At 69.2% G+C, this 17,317-nt stretch carries 17 protein-coding genes and 1 riboswitch; of the genes, 4 read left to right on the forward strand and 13 right to left on the reverse strand.

The genetic code is table 11. The features are described from left to right. Positions 1 to 2: 2 nt before the first annotated feature. The gene (locus SGCZBJ_RS08080; RefSeq protein WP_165799275.1) at positions 3 to 2,240 is read left to right on the forward strand and encodes a TonB-dependent receptor; all 2,238 of its coding nucleotides are present in this window, start codon (positions 3 to 5) and stop codon (positions 2,238 to 2,240) included. 40 nt (positions 2,241 to 2,280) lie between these two features. Here the strand turns inward: SGCZBJ_RS08080 and SGCZBJ_RS08085 are convergent, their stop codons facing one another. Both SGCZBJ_RS08085 and SGCZBJ_RS08090 read right to left on the reverse strand, forming a co-directional pair. Then, a complete protein-coding gene (locus tag SGCZBJ_RS08085) occupies positions 2,281 to 3,321 on the reverse strand; it encodes a hypothetical protein (protein ID WP_101717510.1) in 1,041 nt (346 codons plus the stop codon). Between the two features lie 72 nt (positions 3,322 to 3,393). Continuing rightward, on the reverse strand, positions 3,394 to 4,137 hold the full coding sequence (locus tag SGCZBJ_RS08090; RefSeq protein WP_101717511.1) for a FadR/GntR family transcriptional regulator: 744 nt from the start codon (positions 4,135 to 4,137) through the stop codon (positions 3,394 to 3,396). Between the two features lie 141 nt (positions 4,138 to 4,278). Here SGCZBJ_RS08090 and manD point away from each other — a divergent pair, with 141 nt between their 5' ends. Beyond that, positions 4,279 to 5,487, forward strand: a complete 1,209-nt coding sequence (manD, locus tag SGCZBJ_RS08095) for a D-mannonate dehydratase ManD (RefSeq protein WP_058346316.1) — start codon at positions 4,279 to 4,281, stop codon at positions 5,485 to 5,487. Positions 5,488 to 5,613: 126 nt separating this feature from the next. Here the strand turns inward: manD and SGCZBJ_RS08100 are convergent, their stop codons facing one another. Further along, positions 5,614 to 5,892, reverse strand: a complete 279-nt coding sequence (locus SGCZBJ_RS08100) for an HU family DNA-binding protein (protein WP_101715906.1) — start codon at positions 5,890 to 5,892, stop codon at positions 5,614 to 5,616. A 355-nt stretch (positions 5,893 to 6,247) separates the two neighbouring features. On the opposite strand from SGCZBJ_RS08100, the gene SGCZBJ_RS08105 reads away from it, so the two are divergent. Beyond that, a complete protein-coding gene (locus tag SGCZBJ_RS08105) occupies positions 6,248 to 8,251 on the forward strand; it encodes a glycoside hydrolase family 43 protein (RefSeq protein ID WP_101717512.1) in 2,004 nt (667 codons plus the stop codon). A 133-nt stretch (positions 8,252 to 8,384) separates the two neighbouring features. Here SGCZBJ_RS08105 and SGCZBJ_RS25605 read toward each other — a convergent pair whose 3' ends face one another. From SGCZBJ_RS25605 to SGCZBJ_RS08145, 9 genes are all read right to left on the reverse strand, one after another. Further along, on the reverse strand, positions 8,385 to 8,534 hold the full coding sequence (locus SGCZBJ_RS25605) for a hypothetical protein (RefSeq protein ID WP_165799276.1): 150 nt from the start codon (positions 8,532 to 8,534) through the stop codon (positions 8,385 to 8,387). A gap of 2 nt (positions 8,535 to 8,536) precedes the next feature. After that, complete coding sequence (locus SGCZBJ_RS08110) at positions 8,537 to 9,880, reverse strand: LLM class flavin-dependent oxidoreductase (RefSeq protein WP_101717513.1); 1,344 nt, start codon at positions 9,878 to 9,880, stop codon at positions 8,537 to 8,539. A 152-nt stretch (positions 9,881 to 10,032) separates the two neighbouring features. After that, the gene (locus SGCZBJ_RS08115; RefSeq protein ID WP_101717514.1) at positions 10,033 to 10,866 is read right to left on the reverse strand and encodes an oxidoreductase; all 834 of its coding nucleotides are present in this window, start codon (positions 10,864 to 10,866) and stop codon (positions 10,033 to 10,035) included. A gap of 22 nt (positions 10,867 to 10,888) precedes the next feature. Continuing rightward, the gene (locus SGCZBJ_RS08120) at positions 10,889 to 11,674 is read right to left on the reverse strand and encodes an alpha/beta fold hydrolase (protein ID WP_101717515.1); all 786 of its coding nucleotides are present in this window, start codon (positions 11,672 to 11,674) and stop codon (positions 10,889 to 10,891) included. A gap of 79 nt (positions 11,675 to 11,753) precedes the next feature. Beyond that, positions 11,754 to 12,845, reverse strand: coding sequence for a redoxin domain-containing protein (locus tag SGCZBJ_RS08125; RefSeq protein WP_165799277.1), 1,092 nt, complete (start codon positions 12,843 to 12,845; stop codon positions 11,754 to 11,756). Positions 12,846 to 12,871: 26 nt separating this feature from the next. Beyond that, entirely contained in the window at positions 12,872 to 13,882 is a 1,011-nt protein-coding gene (locus tag SGCZBJ_RS08130; RefSeq protein WP_101717517.1) for an alpha/beta fold hydrolase, read from the reverse strand. A gap of 9 nt (positions 13,883 to 13,891) precedes the next feature. Beyond that, on the reverse strand, positions 13,892 to 14,356 hold the full coding sequence (locus tag SGCZBJ_RS08135; RefSeq protein ID WP_101717518.1) for a DUF6130 family protein: 465 nt from the start codon (positions 14,354 to 14,356) through the stop codon (positions 13,892 to 13,894). Beyond that, a complete protein-coding gene (locus SGCZBJ_RS08140) occupies positions 14,349 to 14,864 on the reverse strand; it encodes a DUF1097 domain-containing protein (protein WP_101717519.1) in 516 nt (171 codons plus the stop codon). The genes SGCZBJ_RS08135 and SGCZBJ_RS08140 overlap by 8 nt, the downstream gene beginning before the upstream one ends. 85 nt (positions 14,865 to 14,949) lie before the next feature. Continuing rightward, on the reverse strand, positions 14,950 to 15,363 hold the full coding sequence (locus tag SGCZBJ_RS08145; RefSeq protein WP_101717520.1) for an organic hydroperoxide resistance protein: 414 nt from the start codon (positions 15,361 to 15,363) through the stop codon (positions 14,950 to 14,952). Between the two features lie 154 nt (positions 15,364 to 15,517). On the opposite strand from SGCZBJ_RS08145, the gene SGCZBJ_RS08150 reads away from it, so the two are divergent. Next, positions 15,518 to 15,988, forward strand: coding sequence for a MarR family winged helix-turn-helix transcriptional regulator (locus SGCZBJ_RS08150; RefSeq protein WP_101717521.1), 471 nt, complete (start codon positions 15,518 to 15,520; stop codon positions 15,986 to 15,988). 143 nt (positions 15,989 to 16,131) lie between these two features. Here the strand turns inward: SGCZBJ_RS08150 and SGCZBJ_RS08155 are convergent, their stop codons facing one another. Beyond that, a complete protein-coding gene (locus SGCZBJ_RS08155; RefSeq protein WP_165799278.1) occupies positions 16,132 to 16,974 on the reverse strand; it encodes a helix-turn-helix domain-containing protein in 843 nt (280 codons plus the stop codon). A 252-nt stretch (positions 16,975 to 17,226) separates the two neighbouring features. Beyond that, positions 17,227 to 17,306, forward strand: a riboswitch (cyclic di-GMP riboswitch). Positions 17,307 to 17,317 lie beyond the last annotated feature (11 nt).

Here is a 17,317-nt window from a genome sequence, read left to right on the forward strand (position 1 = left end):
GTATGCGGCGGTTTTTCAACACGACGGCGCTCGGCGGGATCTCGGCGGGGGTCGCCCTGGCCGCCTTCGGCGGCTTCGCCCACGCCCAGGAAACGGTCGACGACGCGGTCGTCGGCGAGATCGTCGTCACCGCCCAGAAACGCTCGCAGAACGTCCAGGACGTGCCGATGGCCGTGCAGGTGATCGGCGGCGACCAGCTGGAAGCCGCCGCCGTGCGCGAGTTCACCGACCTGACCAAGGTGGCCCCGTCGCTGATCGTGCGCCCGGCCGACAACCCCGTGAACGCCTCGGTCTCGATCCGCGGCGTGGGCACCTTCGCCTTCGGCGTGGGGGTCGAGCCCAGCGTCGCCGTCGTGGTCGACGACGTGCCGATCGCCTTCCAGGCCCGGGCCTTCGCCGACCTGGCCGACGTCGAGCGCATCGAGGTGCTGCGCGGCCCGCAGAGCACGCTGTACGGCAAGTCGGCCTCGGCGGGCCTGATCAACATCGTCACGCCGGGCCCGACCCGCGAATTGACCGGCAAGGTCAGCGCCCTGGCCACCACCGACGACGAGGTCGGCCTGGGCGCCATGATCTCGGGCCCGATCTCCGACACCCTGCGGTTCCGCTCGTCGAACAGCTACACCAGCTTCGAGGGCAATATCGACAACCTCTACAACGGTGAGAAGGTCAACGGCCGCGAGACCTTCGCCACCCGCAACAAGCTGGTCTGGGATCCGACCGACAAGTTCAGCGCCACCCTGGCCGTCGACTACCTTAAGGGCGACACCACGGCGGGCCGGCCGTTCATCGCCCTGTCGCCCGACGCCCGCCTGCGCGGCAACGCCGCCTGGACGCCGGCGGTGTTCGCGCCCGGCGTGACCGTGGGCCCGAACAACAGCTCGGTGGTCAACAACGTCACCACCGGCTCGGACTACGAGGACTTCGCCCAGTCGCTGAAGCTGACCTACGACCTGGGCTTCGCGACCCTGATCTCGGTCACCTCCAACGACCGCTACAAGATGCTGGACGCCTTCGACCAGGACGAGACGGCGCTGAGCGTCAACAACTACGCCAAGGGCCTGTTCTCGGCCGACCAGTTCAGCCAGGAGATCCGGCTGGTCTCGGACGGTTCGAGCAGCCTGCGCTACACCTTGGGCGCCTTCCACGCCGACGTGAACTATCGCCGCTACTTCTTCCGCGGCCCGGCCTTCTCGCAGGCCAACTGGGACGCCACGTCGGGCTCGAACGAGAACTCGGTGTTCGGCCAGCTGGAATATGACGTGATCGAGGGCACGACCCTGATCGGCGGCCTGCGCCTGGGTCGCGAGAAGATCGGCTACACCTTCCGCGACCTGCGCGGCGGGCCGGCCGCGGCCTGGGCCGACGGCGCGAGCGACGACTACGCCACCTACCGGCTGGGCGTGCAGCACAAGCTGGCCGACGACGTGATGGTGTTCGCCACCTTCGCCACCGGCCACAAGGGCCAGAGCTACGACCTGACCACCGGCTTCAATCAGGCCCGCGCCGACCTCGGCCCCGTGCGCCCGGAGAGCTCGGAAGACATCCAGGTGGGCGTGCGCTCGCGGTTCCTGGATCGCCGCGTGACCCTGAACGCCACCCTGTTCAACACCGAGTACGAGGACTTCCAGGCCCAGGGCGCCGAACTTTTGCCGGACGGCACCCAGAACTTCCGCCTGACCAATGTCGGCGCGATCCGCACCCGCGGCGTCGAGCTGGAAAGCACCGCCCGGCTGGTCGACGGCCTGACCCTGTCGGGCTCGGTGGCCTATCTGGACGCCGAGATCACCCAGTTCGCCGGCGCCCAGTGCTGGCCCGGCCAGACGGCCGCCCAGGGCTGCACCGGCTCGCCCGCCCGCCAGAACCTGGCCGGCGAGCGTCCGCCCCAGGCCCCGAAGTGGAAGCTGAGCGCCGGCGCCGAATATGTGCGTCCGCTGGCCGGCGACCTGGAGGGCGTGGCCAATGTGGCCGCCAACTACCAGAGCAGCGTCAACTACTCGCTGAGCCAGGATCCGCTGACCGTCCAGAAGGGCTACGCCGTGGTCAACCTGTCGGTAGGCGTGCGCGACAAGGCGCGCGGCTACCAGGTGACGGCCTTCGTCAACAACCTGTTCGACGAAGGCTACTACACCAACCTGGTCAACAACTACGGCGCCTACGGCAACCAGCTGGCGGTGCAGGCTTTCCTGCCGCGCGACTTCAAGCGCTATGGCGGCGTGCGGGCGTCGATGACGTTCTGATCGGGCAGGGCGCGCGAGGGCTTTTGCCCTCGCGCGTCGCCTACTTCGTGACGGCGAAGGCCCCGACCGTCCAGGACTTGAGCATCCACTCGCGCAGGCCCGTATCCCAGATCCAGGTCTGGTCGCTGGGCGCGGAATCCCGCACCTGCGGCTCGGACAGCGAGGCCCTGTGGACGCGCCCGGTCACCTTGACCGTCCGGCCGTCCACGCCCTCGATGCGATCGGGATAGAGGGACAGCCGGGCCGTCGCGCTTTGGGCGGCGAGGAACTTGCCGACGTTATTGCGCCGGTAGATGTCGTCCTTGGCGACCTGTCCGTTCCAGTTCAGCTCGGCCTTGGCGTTGGTCCCGATCCAGTTGCTCCAGGCCATGGCCGGTTCGAGGTCGCGGCGCAGTTCCAGCCAGCCGCCGGTCTGGCTGGCGAAGCCGGCGGCGGCCAGCGTGTCGCCGTGCAGGAGCGTGCAGGCCGCCAGCCGCTCGATGTCGTTGCGATACTTGCTCTCCGACAGGGCCTCGCAGGCCGGGAACTGCTGGATGGCCAGCGTCGCCAGTTCGAAGGTGAACTGCGTCGTCAGGCCGGGGCCGCAGGCGTTCTCGGTGCGGGACCTGATCTTGTCGTCGCCGCCTTCGCGCGTCGGCGCATTGACGATCTCGACCGACGAGACCCAGGCGTGCAGGCAGATGTTCGGGAGGGCGTCGGCCGGCTTGGCGGGCGGAAGCGGCGCCAGGGCGCGATCGGCGAACTGCGCGTCGGTCTTGACCTTGTTCCAGGCCGTCAGGGAGGCTGGCGCTTCGAGCTTGCGGTCCTGGGCGTAGACCACGGCCTTGGGCGGCTGGCCCGGTCGCCGCTCGAAGGCGATGGTCGGGCGTTCGCGGCCATAGCCGTCGACGAAGAAGGCGCGATAGGCCTCGACGCCCGCCTTGGCCTCGGCGTCGGCCGAAGCCATGCCCCGCTTGGCGACGATGCGGGCCCGGTCTTCCGGCGCGCAGCGGTCTGCGTGGTTGTCGCCCCGGCAGTTCTCGGGCGGAAGGGCCAGGCTGGCCTGCAGGAGCGCGGCGGCGAAGAACACTGAGCTGAACATGGCGCCCCACTTACATCTGAGGTTGATATTTCAGCTTCCTGCGACCGCCGTAAATAGGCTTGCTTCGCTTCCTTAAGTGTAGCGGTCGCGAGCGGCGGCTATGCGGGCCTTGGCCTCTTCCATCTCCTGCACCTCGGTGGCGGCCAGCAGCGAGTTGAGCACGCGGGTGAGGTGGCGGCGCATGGCGTCGCGGGCGTCCTCGGGGGAGCGGGCGCGCAGGGCCGAGACGATGGCCGCGTGCTCGTCGATGCGCGGGATGACGCCGGCGGCGTGGGCCTTCTCGCCCATGAGCTTGGTCTGGGGCGAGCGCTCGCGGGCCTCCCACAGCATCTCAACGGCGGCGATCATGGCGCTGTTCTGGGTGGAGGCTGCGATCAGCATGTGGAAGCGCTTGTCGGCGTCTTCCGAGCGGTCGACGTCACGGGCGTTCTCGGTCTGCATCTCGATCACCAGGGTGTCGAGCTGGTCGAGCTCTTCGTTGGTGATGCGCTTGGCGGCCATGGCGCAGGCCTCGGCCTCGATGGCGCGGCGGGCTTCCAGAAGTTCGAACGGACCGATGTCGGTGGCGCCGGCCTGGCCCTCGTTGGGGGTCTGGGCCTTTACATAGACGCCCGAGCCCAGGCGCACCTCGACCATGCCGTCCAGCTCGAGGGCGATGATCGCCTCGCGGATCGTCGGGCGCGAGACCGAATAGGTCTGGGCGAGGTCGCGCTCGGACGGCAGGCGCTGGCCGACGGCGTAGCGGCCCTCGGCGATCTGGCCGGCCAGATCCTTGGCGACGCGTTCGTACAGACGGTTCTCGCCCTTCACGGACATGCGGGGACTTCCTAAAATTGGTCTGACCAATATGGACAAGCCAGTTGTCGATAGTTATGGGTCTTCCAACTGGAAGACCACGGGAATCTCGACGTGCATACTAGCCAAACCGAGGCGTTCAAAGCAGCCGGCCTGCCGCCGATGCGAATTACCGGCGCCCGCGTGATCGTCACCTCGCCCGGCCGCAACTTCGTCACCCTGAAGATCGAGACCGACCAGGGGGTCTACGGCATCGGCGACGCCACCCTGAACGGCCGCGAAAAATCGGTCGTCGCCTATCTGGAAGACCACGTCATTCCGGTGCTGATCGGCCGCGACGCGCGCCGCATCGAGGACATCTGGCAGTTCCTCTATCGCGGGGCCTACTGGCGCCGCGGCCCGGTGACGATGCGCGCCATCGCCGCCGTCGACGTGGCCCTGTGGGACATCAAGGCCAAGGCGTTGGGCGCGCCGCTCTACGACCTGCTGGGCGGTCGCAGCCGGGATGGCGTGCTGGTCTACGGCCACGCCAACGGCAGCGACCTGGAAGACACCGTCGAGGCCGTCGGCCGCTATATCGACGCGGGCTACAAGGCCGTCCGCGCCCAGTCGGGCGTGCCGGGCCTGGACCTGGCCTACGGCGTGGGCCGCGGCGACATGTACTACGAGCCGGCCGACGCGACCCTGCCGACCGAAACGACGTGGGACACCCGCAAGTACCTGCGTTACCTGCCGACCCTGTTCGAGGCGCTGCGCAAGGAGCACGGCTTCGACGTGGCGTTGCTGCACGACGGCCACCACCGGATGACGCCGCGCGAAGCCGCCCAGTTGGGCAAGAGCCTGGAGCCCTACGACCTCTTCTGGCTGGAGGATTCCACGCCAGCCGAGAACCAGGAGGCCTTCCGCCTGATCCGCCAGCACACCACCACGCCGCTGGCCGTGGGCGAGGTGTTCAACACGATCTGGGACGCCAAGGACCTGATCCAGGAACAGCTGATCGACTACATCCGCACGACCATCGTCGGGGCCGGCGGCCTGACCCACCTGCGCCGCATCGCCGACTTCGCCTCGCTGTGGTCGGTGCGCACCGGCTGCCATGGGGCCACCGACCTGTCGCCTGTGACCATGGGCGCGGCCCTGCACTTCGACACCTGGGTGCCCAACTTCGGCATCCAGGAATACATGCGCCATTCGGAAGAGACCGACGCGGTGTTCCCGCACGACTACCGCTTCGACAAGGGCATGCTGTACGTGGGCGACACGCCGGGCCACGGCGTCGACATCGATGAGGCCCTGGCCGCCAAGTACCCCTACGAGCCGCGCCAGCTGCCCGTCGCCCGCCTGGAAGACGGGACGATGTGGAACTGGTAGGCGAGCTTACATGACGAGGCCGCTCTCGCATCGACGAGGGCGGCCCCAAAACAGCAGAGGCGGAACGTCTGGGACGTTCCGCCTCTTTTTTCTTCGAGTCAGACCCGAAGGCCGTTCCTGTCAGGATCAGCCGTTGACGGCGTCCTTCAGTTGCTTGGCCGGCGTGAAGCCGACCTTCTTGCTGGCGGCGATCTCGATCGTGGCGCCGGTGGCCGGGTTGCGGCCGGTGCGGGCCGGCTTGTCCTGGACCTTGAACTTGCCGAAGCCCGGGATCGAGACTTCTTCGCCCTTCACGGCGGCGTCAGCGATGGCCTTGAAGACGCCGTCGACGATGGCCTTGGCCTGGGTCTTGGTCAGCTTGTCGTCGCTGGCGACCAGAGCTTCGGCGATATCGGCGGTGTTCATGGAGTAACTCCTTATAGAATCGGGAGAACCAGACTGACTGGTGAGATCGGCCTTGTCACGCGCCGCCGTGTGACGTCAAGCGTCCGCCGCAACCGGTGGAGGGCCGAAAAAGCACTGATCCGTCTGGTTGAACCGCCTGTGTGGCGAGGATGTGGCCGGTGTTCGGCCCGGCAGCGGGCCGTTCGGGCCTGTTTACTCAGACAATAATTGGGGTTGGCGATATTGCATGTGCACGCATATCCAGATCGTCCAGTGATTGACGACGATGGGTGTCATATATACTCCGACAAATAGTCGGCGGCTTCGCGAGGCTGCTCCAGACGCCGCTCGAGACGGCGACAAGGGAAGAAGCAGCATGACGCCGAGCAAGCCTCACCGCGTATTCCTGGCCGGCCTGGCGGCGTTTCTGCTGTCGGGCAGCGCCGCGCCGGGTCTGGCGGCCGAGCCCGGCCCGCGCACCTGGACCGCCGACAACGGCGATGGGACCTTCACCAATCCGCTGTTCTACGACGAGTTCTCCGACCCCGACATGATCCGGGTGGGCGAGGACTACTACCTGACCGGCACCACCATGCACACGATGCCGGGCCTGCCGATCCTGCGCTCGCGCGACCTGGTGAACTGGCGGTTCGTCGGCTACGCGGCCGACAGGCTGGACCTTGGCCCGAACTTCCGGCTGGAGGGCGGCGACGTCTACGGCCAAGGCTTCTGGGCGCCGAGCTTCCGCCATCACGACGGCGTCTTCCACATCTTCAGCAACGTCAATCGCGAGGCCACCTTCCACTTCACGGCCAAGGATCCGGCCGGGCCGTGGACGCGCACGCGGATGAAGCGCGGCTTCCACGATCTCTCCGTGTTGTTCGACGACGACGGCAAGGTCTACGTGGTCTGGGGCTATCGCGGCATCCGCATGGCGCAGTTGAACGCCGACCTCACCGACGTCGTCCCGGGCACCGAGCGCGAGATCATCGCGCCGGAGCAGGGCATGGGCGAGGGGCTGCACTTCACCAAGGTCGGCGGCAAGTACTGGATCACCAGCGCCTGGTTCGACGGCATGATGCGCCTGCCGGTGGCGCGCGCCGATCGCCCCGAGGGCCCCTACGAGGTCAATCGTGAGATCAGCGTCGGCGAGGATTTCGGCCTGGCCGAGGGCAACCGCCTGGAGGCGCCCAAGCCGCCGTTCAAGATCGTTCCGCCCGATCCCCGGCCGCGCGGCCGGACCGCCCTGCACCAGGGCGGCTACGTCCAGACGCCGAGCGGCGCGTGGTGGGGCTATTCGATGATGGACTACAACTCGGTGGGACGGCTGACGGCCCTGTCGCCGGTGACCTGGAAGGACGGCTGGCCCTATTTCGGCCTGCCGGGGAACTTGGGTCGCAACCCGCGCACCTGGGTCAAGCCCGATACCGGGGCGACCGAAGTCCCGCATGCGCCGTACGCGCGCGGCGACGATTTCTCGGGCGGCAGGCTGAAGCCGATCTGGCAGTGGAACCACGTCCCGGTCGACGGCAGGTGGTCGCTGGCCGAGCGACCAGGCTTCCTGCGGCTGAAGACCCTGCCGGCGACCGACTTCTGGACGGCGCGCAACACCCTGACCCAGCGCGCGATCGGCCCGGCCTCGCGACCGCGAACGCTGCTGGACGCCTCGGGACTGGCCGAGGGCGACGTGGCGGGCCTGGCGCTGCTGAACCTGCCCCATGCCTGGATCGGCGTACGCAAGGTCGCTGGCGGGCTGGAGGTCGAGCAGCGCGACCAGCGTACGGGTCAAGTCGCCAAGGCGAAGGTTTCGGGGACGCGGATCTGGCTGCAGGCCGACGCCGACTTCATGGCCGAGACGGCGCGGTTCTCCTATTCGACCGACGGCAAGGTATTCAAGGCCCTGGGCGAGCCGATGGCCATGGTGTTCCAGCTGCGTACCTTCCAGGGCGTGCGCTATGGCCTGTTCGCCTACAACGAGGCCGGCCGCGAGGGCGGTCACGCCGACTTCGACGCCTTCGAGGTGTTCGAACCGCATCCGCGCGGCCTGCGCCGGCCGATCCCCGACGGCCACAAGGTGACGCTGGCGGCGCTCGGACAGCAGAAGGTCGTGACCGTCGAGAAGCGACCGCTGGGCCGGGCCTTGCTGCGCGGGCCGGAAGGCTACCTGACCGTCGCCGCCGACGGGACGGTCAGCGTCTCGAAAACCCGCGACGACAAGGCCCAGGCCTTCCAGTGGATCGAGACCCCGACGGGCGAACTCGCTTTGATGTCGCTGGTCACCAACCGCTTCCTGAGGGTGTCGCCGGCGGGCGTCTGGACGGCCGACAGTCCAGGGCCTCAGTCCGACGGGCTGGACGGGGCAAGGTTCGTTTGGCGGTAATCGGCCTGGCCTCGGCGGCGAAAACCTCGTCCTTCGACAAGCTCAGGATGAGGTTTTTCTATCGCTTTGACCTGCCAATGGTCCTCATCCTGAGCTTGTCGAAGGACGAGGACCACGCCGGGCGACTGGCGATCTAAGCCGCGTCCAGCGCCGCCCGCTCCAGCACGTCGATCCGATCCGCCAGTCCCGGCGCGGGCCAGTCCAGCGCCGCCAGGGCCAGGTCGATGACGGGCGGGGGCGGCGGCGGGGCCGCCTCGATCACGGCTTCCAAAAGCTCCGCCATGGCTATTCCGCCGCCAGCTGGCCCGGCGAGCGGGTCCAGCGGTTCTCGGGAACCGGCAGGCCCAGGTGGCCGCGCAGGGTGTCGTGCTCGTATTCGGTGCGGAACAGGCCGCGGGCCTGCAGTAGGGGCACGACCTCCTCGCGGAACAGGGCGAAGTCGCGCGGGCGGGTCACCCGCAGGATGAAGCCGTCGGCGGCGCGGCCCTCGAACCAGCGCTGGATCTCGTTGGCGATGGTCTGGGGCGAGCCGACGAAGTCGCTGCGCCAGGTTCCGAACCGCTCGGCCGCCTGGCGCAGGGTCAGGTTCTGCTCGCGCGAGATCCGCACGATGCGCTCGGCGTGGCCCTTGTAGGCGTTGAGGCTGAGGCCCGAGACGTCGGGGAACGGCCCGTCCAGAGGGTACTGCTTGAAGTCATGATAGCCGAAGGCGCGGCCCAGTTGCGTCAACAGCTTGTCGATGCTGACCGATCCGCGCTGGGCCTCGGCCAGGGCGCGGGCCTCCTCGTCGGTGTCGGCGATGACGGGCGAGAGGCCCGGCAGCACGCTGATGTGGTCCGGGTCGCGCCCTTGCGCGGCGGCGCGGGCCTTGAGGTCGGCGTAGTATTCCTGGGCGTCCTCGAAGCCGTCGACGCCGGCGAACACGCCCTCGGCGATGCGGGCGCCCAGATCGCGGCCCGCGCCGCTGACCCCGGCCTGGAAGATCACCGGCTGGCCCTGGTTGGAGCGGCTCAGGGCCAGAGGGCCCGCCACCTGGAAGTGCGGGCCCTTGTGGTTGAGGGCGTGCTGCTTGTCCTTGTCGAGGAAGACGCCGGCGGCCTTGTCGCGCGGGAAGGCGTCGTCCTCGTAGCTGTCCCACAGGCCCTGGACGACGTCGACGAACTCGCCGGCCCGCTCGTAGCGCACGGCGTGGTCGAAGTGGGCGTTGCGGCCGTAGTTGCGGGACGCGCCCTCGAGGCCGGTGGTCACCACGTTCCAGCCCGCGCGGCCCTTGCTGATGTGGTCCAGCGAGCCGAATTGGCGGGCGACGTTGTAGGGCTCCCAGTACGAGGTGGTCAGGGTGCCGACGAGGCCGATCTTCGAGGTCGAGACCGCCAGGGCCGAGAGCAGGGTCAGCGGCTCCAGCCGGTTGAGGAAGTGCGGCGCGGTGTCGGGGGTGATGAACGGGCTGTCGACGATGAAGACGAGGTCGAACTTGGCGGCCTCGGCCAGGCGGGCGTTGTCGATGTACCAGCCGATATCGATGCTGGCGTCGCCGGCAAGGGCGGGATCGCGCCAGCTGGTGTGATCGGCGCCGACGCCTTCGAGGATGGCGCCGAGTTTCAGTTGGCGTTTCGCGGCCGTGGTCATGTTCGCCTCCGTGTCTTGGCCGCAGGCTTGCGACCACGCGGGGCGGGCGACAAATCAGGTGTTCTCAAGAGGCCTATTGGCGGCGTTCAACATCCTGCTTTCGCTGGGGTTTTCGAACGCCGCCGTCTGCTCGGCTGCAAGGCCGATCAGAATTACTGGGCCGGGAAGTCGGTCGAGACGCTCAAGTCCCGCCAGCGTTCCAGCTCGGCCAGCCGCCGGGTGTCGGTGTCGCGGATGATGGCGACGGCGTCGCTGCCGAGCGCGATGCGCAGCGGCGGCTCGTCCATGGCGGCCACGGCGAGGATGGCCTGGGCGGCGCGGGCCGGATCGCCGGGCTGATTGCCGTCATAGGCCGCCTGGCGACGGGCGGTGGCCCCGACCACGGCGTCGTACTCCGAGCGGCCCGCGCTCAGCGTCGTCGAAGCGCCGGCGAAGTCGGTGCGGAAGCCGCCCGGCTCGACGATGGTCACCTTGACGCCAACGAGGGCCATTTCCAGCGCCAGGGACTCCGAGAAGCCCTCCACGCCCCACTTGGCGGCCGAGTAGGGCGCACGGCCCGGCGCGCCGATCCGTCCGCCGACGGACGACAGCTGGATCACGTGGCCCGAGCGCTGCTCGCGCATCAGCGGGATCGCCGCCTTGGTGACGATGATCGTGCCGAACAGGTTGGTCTCGATCTGGCGGCGGAAGTCGTCGAGCGAGGTGTCCTCCACCGGGCCGACATCGCCGTAGCCGGCGTTGTTGACCACCACGTCGAGCCGCCCGAAGGACGTGACCGCCAGGGCCACGGCGCGTTCGGCCGCGACCGGGTCGGAGACGTCAAGGGCGGCCAGCCGCACGGCGTCGCCATGACGCCGGGCGAGGTCTTGAAGGGCGCCGGGATCGCGGGCGGTGGCCACCAGATGGTCGCCGGCGGCCAGCACCGCTTCGGCCAGGGCCCGTCCGAGGCCGCGCGAGGCCCCGGTGATCAGCCATGTCTTGGTCATGGGCGTGTTCCTGTCTCTGGAGTTACTGGGCCTTGGCCGCGGTCTCGATCAGCGCCGAGACCGCGTGCGGGTGCGAGATCATCACCACGTGCGAGGCGCCGGGCACGCTCACCACCTGCTTGGCAAGCGCGCGATCGGCCATGAAGGCCATGGCGGCCGGCGGGATGTTGCGGTCGCCGCCGCCCCAGACCCACCACGACGGGATGGTCTTCCAGGCCGCCGAGACCGCCTTCTCGCCGCCGGCGGCGTCGGTCAGCGGGCGCTGGGCGATCGCCATCAGGCGAGCCTTGGCCAGCGGCACGTCAGCGGCGAACTGGGCGGGAAACTTGTCCTCCTGGATGTAGAGGTCGTGGGCGCCGCCGGGCAGGTCGACCGGCTTGTCGAGGGCGGCGGGCAGGGTGGAGCCGGGGAACTTGCCGGCCAATTCGAAGGTGCTTTCGCCGACCTCGGGGGCGAAGGCGGCGACATAGACCAGCGCCTTGACGTTGGCCGCGCCGTCGGCGGCGGCCGAGATCACCGTGCCGCCGTAGGAGTGACCGACCAGCACGACCGGGCCGGGGATCGAGTTGATCACCGTGCGCACGGCGGCGGCGTCGCTGGCCGCGCCGCGCAGCGGGTTGGCGGCCGACACGACCGGATAGCCGTCGCGGCGCAGGTCGGCGACCACGCCGTCCCAGCTGCTGGAGTCGGCGAAGGCGCCGTGCACCAGAACCACCGTCGGCTTGGCGGAGGGCGGCGTGGCGGCCTGGGCGGAGGCCAGGCCGGTCAGGGCGAAGGCGAACGAAAGGGCGAGGGCTTTCTTGGACATGGGAGGTTTCCTTGAAGACGTGCGGAAGGGTTCGGCCGCGAGGGCCGTTCGGGTTGGCGTTTGGGGGAAGGGGCTCGGGCTAGCCGAAGGTGAAGGCGTAGGCGCGGACGCCGGGATCGAGGAACTCGATCGCAAAGCCGCGATCGACGACGGGCCGCGACTGGCGGACGAGTTGGTACATGCGGGGCCGGTCGATCACGCCGGTTCCGTCGGCCGCCACGTCCCAGCCGTGGTCGGGGCCCGGAGCCTGGCCGTCGAGGCGGACGCGATAGCGCACAGGCCGGCCCGGCTGGTCGGGCGAGAGCACCATGTGCAGGTCGCGGGCGTGGAAGCGGCTGGCGATCACCGCGCCCGTTGCGAGGCTGGTGGTGAACTCCTCGCCGGCCCGCCATTCGCCGGAGAGGCCCCAGCGGTTGAGATCGAGGGCGCCGGGCAGGCGGTAGGCTTTGGCGGCGTCCTGGCGCAGGCCGCCGGGCGAGGCGAAGGCGTCGGCCTTTCCCCAGCCGATATAGCTTTCGGGCGAGCCCAGCTCGGCGAAATCGGGCGCGGCTTCGGGGCCGACGGCCTTGATCGGCGACAGGCCCTCGGCGATCGGCGGACCGGGGATCTCGGCCAGCAGGGCCTGGATGCGTCGCTCGTGGCGGTCGTAGTCGCCTTCGCCCGCCGCATGGCCGTGAACCTTGCCGTCGGCGCCGACGAAGTAGAAGGCCGGCCAGGCGTTGTTGCCGTAGGCCCGCCAGATCCGCCAGTCGCTGTCGAGCACCACCGGGAACGGAACGTCCAGGTCGCCGAGGGCCTGGCGCACGTTGGCGAGGTCTTTCTCGAAGGCGAATTCGGGCGTGTGCACGCCGATCACCACCAGGCCCCGGTCGCGATAGCGGGCGTGCCAAGCGCGCAGATAGGGCAGGACCCGCAGGCTGTTGATGCAGGAATAGGTCCAGAAGGCGACCAGCACGACCTTGCCGGCCAGGGTCTTGGGTGTTTGCGCCGGGCCGTTCAGCCATTGCGGCGACAGGGAAAGGGCGTCCAGCGCCGCCGACGAGCCGCTGGCCCAGGCCAGGGCCTTGCGGGCCGGCGGCAGGCCGACGGCGGCGGCGACCGACAGCGGGACGAGGCCGACGGCCGCGCCCTTCAACCAGTCGCGGCGGGAGAGATGTTCGGATCGGGTCACGACGACCGCTCCTTGAAAACGGGGCTTCAGGCCGCCCAGCGGGCGACGTCCAGGATGGCGCGGGCGAAGTCGCGCGGCGCTTCCTGGGGCAGGTTGTGGCCGACGCCGCCGCCGACATCGCGGTGCTCGTAGCGGCCCTTGAACTTGCCGGCATAGGCGGCCGGCGGCGGGTGCGGGGCGGCGTTGCCGTCGCCTTCCATGGTGATGGTCGGCACGGTGATGGCCGGGCCTTGGGCCAGCTTGGCCTCCAGCGCGTCGAAGCGGGCCTCGCCCTGCGCCAGGCCCAGCCGCCAGCGGTAGTTGTGAATGGTGATGGCCACGTGGTCGGGATTGGCCAGCGAGGCGGCCGAGCGGGCGAAGGTCGCGTCGTCGAACGCCCACTTGGGCGAGGCCGTCTTCCAGATCAGCCGGGCGAAGGCGTCGCGGTTCTGGTCGTAGCCCTTCGCGCCGCGCTCGGTGGCGAAATAGAACTGGTACCACCAGGAAAGCTCGGCTTCCGGCGGCAGCGGCGCGGCGTTGGCCGCCTGGCTTCCGATCAGGTAGCCGCTGACGCTGACCAGGGCCGAGCAGCGGTCGGGCCACAGGGCCGCGACGATGCAGGCCGTGCGCGCGCCCCAGTCGAAACCGCCGATGACGGCCTTGCCGATGTTCAGCGCGTCCATCAGGGCGATGACGTCGACGGCCAGGGCGGCCTGCTGGCCGTTGCGCGGGGCGGCGTCGGAGACGAAGCGGGTGGTCCCGTAGCCGCGCAGGTGCGGGACGATCACCCGCTTGCCGGCCGCCGCCAGGATCGGGGCGACTTCGGCGAAGGCGTGGATGTCGTAGGGCCAGCCGTGCAGCAGGATCACCGGCGCGCCGTCGGCCGGACCCATCTCGGCATAGCTGATGACGAGGTCGGGGGTCGTGACCTGGCGCAGGGTCCAGGCGGGGGCGGCGGTCGATGCTGCCGAGGCGCGGGTGGCCAGGGCGCCGGCCGCGCCGGCGATGACGGCCGCTTGTAGCAGACGGCGGCGGGGAAGGTCGAACTTCGAGGTCATGGGGCGTGCCTAGTGCTGGTGGCCGGCGGGGGCGGCCGGAACGACGAAGCGGATCGTGGCGCTGTCGAGCGGGCGATGATTGGCGTCGGCGAGCGTGATTTGAACGCTGTGCGACCCGGGCGTCAGGCCGACCAGGATGATCGGCTCGCCGCTGGCGTCGGCCCAGTGCCAGGGGGCGTCGTCGACGGTGACGTGGACGTGGCCGATGCGGGGCGTGACAGCCAGGGCGGCGGGGCCGAACACCGGCTCGATGCGTAGGTTCTCGGCCCGGTACTGGATGAACACCCGGCCTTGGGCCAGCGGCCCGGGCAGAGGCGGATCGACCACCAGGCGCGCGGGCGGCTGGGGCGTGGTCAGCGGCACGACGCCGGCGGGACCCAGGACCTCTGCGGCCGACAGGTTCGGCAGGTTCTGTGCGAGGGCGGGGCCGGCCAGCAGGGCGGCGGCGAGGGCAAGGGGAAGGGTCTTACGCATGGCGAACCTCGCCGGCGCGGGCCACGGCGTCCTGGGCGAAGGCGGCGACCGCGCAGGCCGCGCCGCCGATGACGGCCGCCGAGCCCAGCATCGCCAGGGTCGAGGCCGAAGGGGCCAGGCCCGAATAGAAGAAGCTGGTCAGGCCCAGGAAATAGGCCAGCGGATTGTTGATCGGCGCGACCTCGCGCAGCGACAGCACGACGATGACAACGCCGATCACCGCCACCGGCGTGGCCAGCAGGCCGAGCGCGGGCGTCATGGCCCCGATCAGCAGGGCCGTTCCGGCGCCCAGCGCCAGGCCCAGCAGGTGCGAGACGGTGTTGGCCAGGCCCCCGCGCAGGTCGTCGCCCGCCAGGTTGAAGGCGGCCCAGCCCAGGAACATGGCCGGCGGCGGAAGCATGACCGAGGTCACGCCCAGGGTGGCGATCCCCGCGACGGCGGCGACGCTGAGCGAGACGGCGTGGAACTGCGCGGACTTCGGCGTGGCGAAGGCGGTGAGGGCGGACATGGGGGCGTTTCCTTGGTGTCGGGGAGGGCGAATGGAGGCGCTGCATCCCGCAGCGCCTCGGGTCTTCCGGGTCAGATCAGGCGGGTCAGATCAGGTTCAGGGTCACGCCGATGTTGCCGCGCGTGGCCTTGGAGTAGGGGCAGGTCTGGTGGGCGGCCTCGACCAGGGCGCGGGCGACGTCGGCGGGCAGGCCCGGCAGGCTGACGTTCAGGCGGGCCTGAAGCTGGTAGCCCTCGCCAGACTTGCCCAGGTCGACCTCGGCGTCGACGGCGACGTCGGCGGGCAGGGCCACGCCTTGGGCGCGGGCGGCCAGGCCCATGGCCCCGATGAAGCAGGCCGACCAACCGGCGGCGAACAGCTGCTCGGGGTTCGTGCCGGCGCCGCCCGGGGGCGACAGACGGACGTCCAGCTTGCCGTCGTCGCTGCGGGCCGCGCCGTTACGGCCGCCGGTGACGTGGGTGCGACCGGTGTAGAGGACGGTGTCGATAGCGGTGGTCATGTCGATCTCCTTTTTGATCGGATCCGATGTAATCGGTACCGATTTCATAGATTGAAGTTTCGCACATCGTCAACCTTCCGATTTGATCGGATCCGATTTATATTTGTCCCGAACCGCCGCGAACCGCCTGCGGCTACCGAAACGCAAGGCTCCGATGACGACCTCCGCCCCGCCTGTCGCCCCTTTGGGCAAAGCCCCCAGGCTCGCCGACTTCCTGTGCTTCGCCGTCTATTCGGCGAACCTGGCCTATGGCCGCGCCTACAAGCCGATCCTCGACGAGCTGGGCGTGACCTACACCCAGTGGATCATCATCGTGGCGCTGTGGGAGGAGGACGGCCAGAGCGTGAAGAGCCTGGGCGACAAGCTCTTCCTGGAGAGCAACACCCTGACCCCGATCCTCAAGAAGCTGGAGAGCCTGGGCTTCCTGCAGCGCCGCCGCGATCCCGCAGACGAGCGTCAGGTGATCATCAGCCTGACGCAGGCCGGCCGCGATCTGCGCGAGAAGGGCGGCCAGCGGACCCTGGTCAAGGCCACGGGCCTGGAGCCCGACGAGTTCCGTCAGGTGCAGAAGACCATCACCCGCGTGCGCGACAACCTGATCGCCCACGTCGCCAACGACGCGTGATCGAGCTCTCCCTGAAGGGGGGGCTGTCGCGGAGCGACTGAGGGGGGTGCTGATGTTGGAGATGCATCGCCCTAAGCAGCGACTTCCCCCTCCGGCCCTTCGGGCCACCTCCCTCTTTAGGGGGAGGGTCTGGTGGTTCTTGGCTATGTGTCGTCGGGCTGGCGCGCGGCCCGGGCCTTGGTCGGCGAGACGCCGAAGCGGCCGCGGAAGGCGCGCGAGAACTGGCCGCTGCTGGAAAAGCCGAGGTCTAGGGCGATCTCGGTGACGCTGGCCGCTTCGGTCCCGACCAGGGCGAGCCAGGCCGCGTCGAGGCGGCGGTCGCGGATGGCGCTGGCCACGCCGCCGTCCTCGGCGAACAGGCGGTAGAGATTGGCGCGCGAGACGCCGAAGCGCAGCATCAGCGTCTCGGCGTTCAGGGCGGGATCGGCGAGGCGGGAATCGATGAATTCCAGCATTCGCTCGCGGAAGCGATGGCCCAGGCGGGAGGCTCCGGCCGGGGGCGTTTCCGGTCGACGGCGGGCCAGGGCCATGGTCAGCACCTCGATCAGGGCGGCCTCGGCGGCGTCGGAATCGTCGGCTTGCAACCCGCCGGCCACGGCGTGCACGTCGACGATGAAGTTGCGCAGCAGCCGGGCCAGCGGATCGTCGGCTCGCAGCACCAGGCCGTGCAGGCTGTGGCCGCCGGCGACGCGGTCGATCGGCTGGCGCGGCGCGATCACCGTCAGCCGCGCGCCGCTGGAGATTTCGGAGACATAGGGGCGGGCCAGGTCGAAAATGCAGATGTCGCCGCTGCTCGCCGTGATCGCCGTTCCGTCGCAGTCGCCGCGCAGGTCGCCGGACGTCAGCAGCTGTACGCAGTACTGATCGAGGCCGCCGGCGATGATCTTCTGGCGCTCTGGATCATCGCGATGCCTGGTAGAGGTGGAGCTTTTTACATCAATGTTGGTGAAGATGCGCGGCTCCAGATAGAGCTCCCGCCAGAACACGTTTCGAGAACATGGTTCTTCGAGCTCTGTCGACAAAAGCAGGCCTTGGCGCATTAACGAAAACTCTCGGTGACGAGGCGCGATTACCTGTCTGGTCTGAAACAACTTCTAATAGCTAGCCGAGATTCGCGTGTCAGTTGAGACGTATTGCAGCGTGCTGTGAGACGCCTCGCACAGCAAGCCGTTGCGGAATGTGCAAATGAACCCTCAGCGCTGAAGCTCGAACCAAGGGCCGCGCGCGACGGACTTCCAGGTCCGAAAAGGCAAACCGCCGGCGACGGCGGGACGCAAAGCCTCCGGCCTCAAATCCTTGAGGTAGCGGGGCCGCCGAAGGGGAAGACGC

Source organism: Caulobacter zeae, from assembly GCF_002858925.1.
GTDB lineage: Bacteria > Pseudomonadota > Alphaproteobacteria > Caulobacterales > Caulobacteraceae > Caulobacter > Caulobacter zeae.

Coding starts and splice junctions, on each gene's coding strand:
- SGCZBJ_RS08080 (WP_165799275.1), top strand. CDS start 3: ATGCGGCGGTTTTTCAACACGACGGCGCTCGGCGGGATCTCGGCGGGG.
- SGCZBJ_RS08085 (WP_101717510.1), bottom strand. CDS start 3,321: ATGTTCAGCTCAGTGTTCTTCGCCGCCGCGCTCCTGCAGGCCAGCCTG.
- SGCZBJ_RS08090 (WP_101717511.1), bottom strand. CDS start 4,137: ATGTCCGTGAAGGGCGAGAACCGTCTGTACGAACGCGTCGCCAAGGAT.
- manD (WP_058346316.1), top strand. CDS start 4,279: ATGCGAATTACCGGCGCCCGCGTGATCGTCACCTCGCCCGGCCGCAAC.
- SGCZBJ_RS08100 (WP_101715906.1), bottom strand. CDS start 5,892: ATGAACACCGCCGATATCGCCGAAGCTCTGGTCGCCAGCGACGACAAG.
- SGCZBJ_RS08105 (WP_101717512.1), top strand. CDS start 6,248: ATGACGCCGAGCAAGCCTCACCGCGTATTCCTGGCCGGCCTGGCGGCG.
- SGCZBJ_RS25605 (WP_165799276.1), bottom strand. CDS start 8,534: ATGGCGGAGCTTTTGGAAGCCGTGATCGAGGCGGCCCCGCCGCCGCCC.
- SGCZBJ_RS08110 (WP_101717513.1), bottom strand. CDS start 9,880: ATGACCACGGCCGCGAAACGCCAACTGAAACTCGGCGCCATCCTCGAA.
- SGCZBJ_RS08115 (WP_101717514.1), bottom strand. CDS start 10,866: ATGACCAAGACATGGCTGATCACCGGGGCCTCGCGCGGCCTCGGACGG.
- SGCZBJ_RS08120 (WP_101717515.1), bottom strand. CDS start 11,674: ATGTCCAAGAAAGCCCTCGCCCTTTCGTTCGCCTTCGCCCTGACCGGC.
- SGCZBJ_RS08130 (WP_101717517.1), bottom strand. CDS start 13,882: ATGACCTCGAAGTTCGACCTTCCCCGCCGCCGTCTGCTACAAGCGGCC.
- SGCZBJ_RS08135 (WP_101717518.1), bottom strand. CDS start 14,356: ATGCGTAAGACCCTTCCCCTTGCCCTCGCCGCCGCCCTGCTGGCCGGC.
- SGCZBJ_RS08140 (WP_101717519.1), bottom strand. CDS start 14,864: ATGTCCGCCCTCACCGCCTTCGCCACGCCGAAGTCCGCGCAGTTCCAC.
- SGCZBJ_RS08145 (WP_101717520.1), bottom strand. CDS start 15,363: ATGACCACCGCTATCGACACCGTCCTCTACACCGGTCGCACCCACGTC.
- SGCZBJ_RS08150 (WP_101717521.1), top strand. CDS start 15,518: ATGACGACCTCCGCCCCGCCTGTCGCCCCTTTGGGCAAAGCCCCCAGG.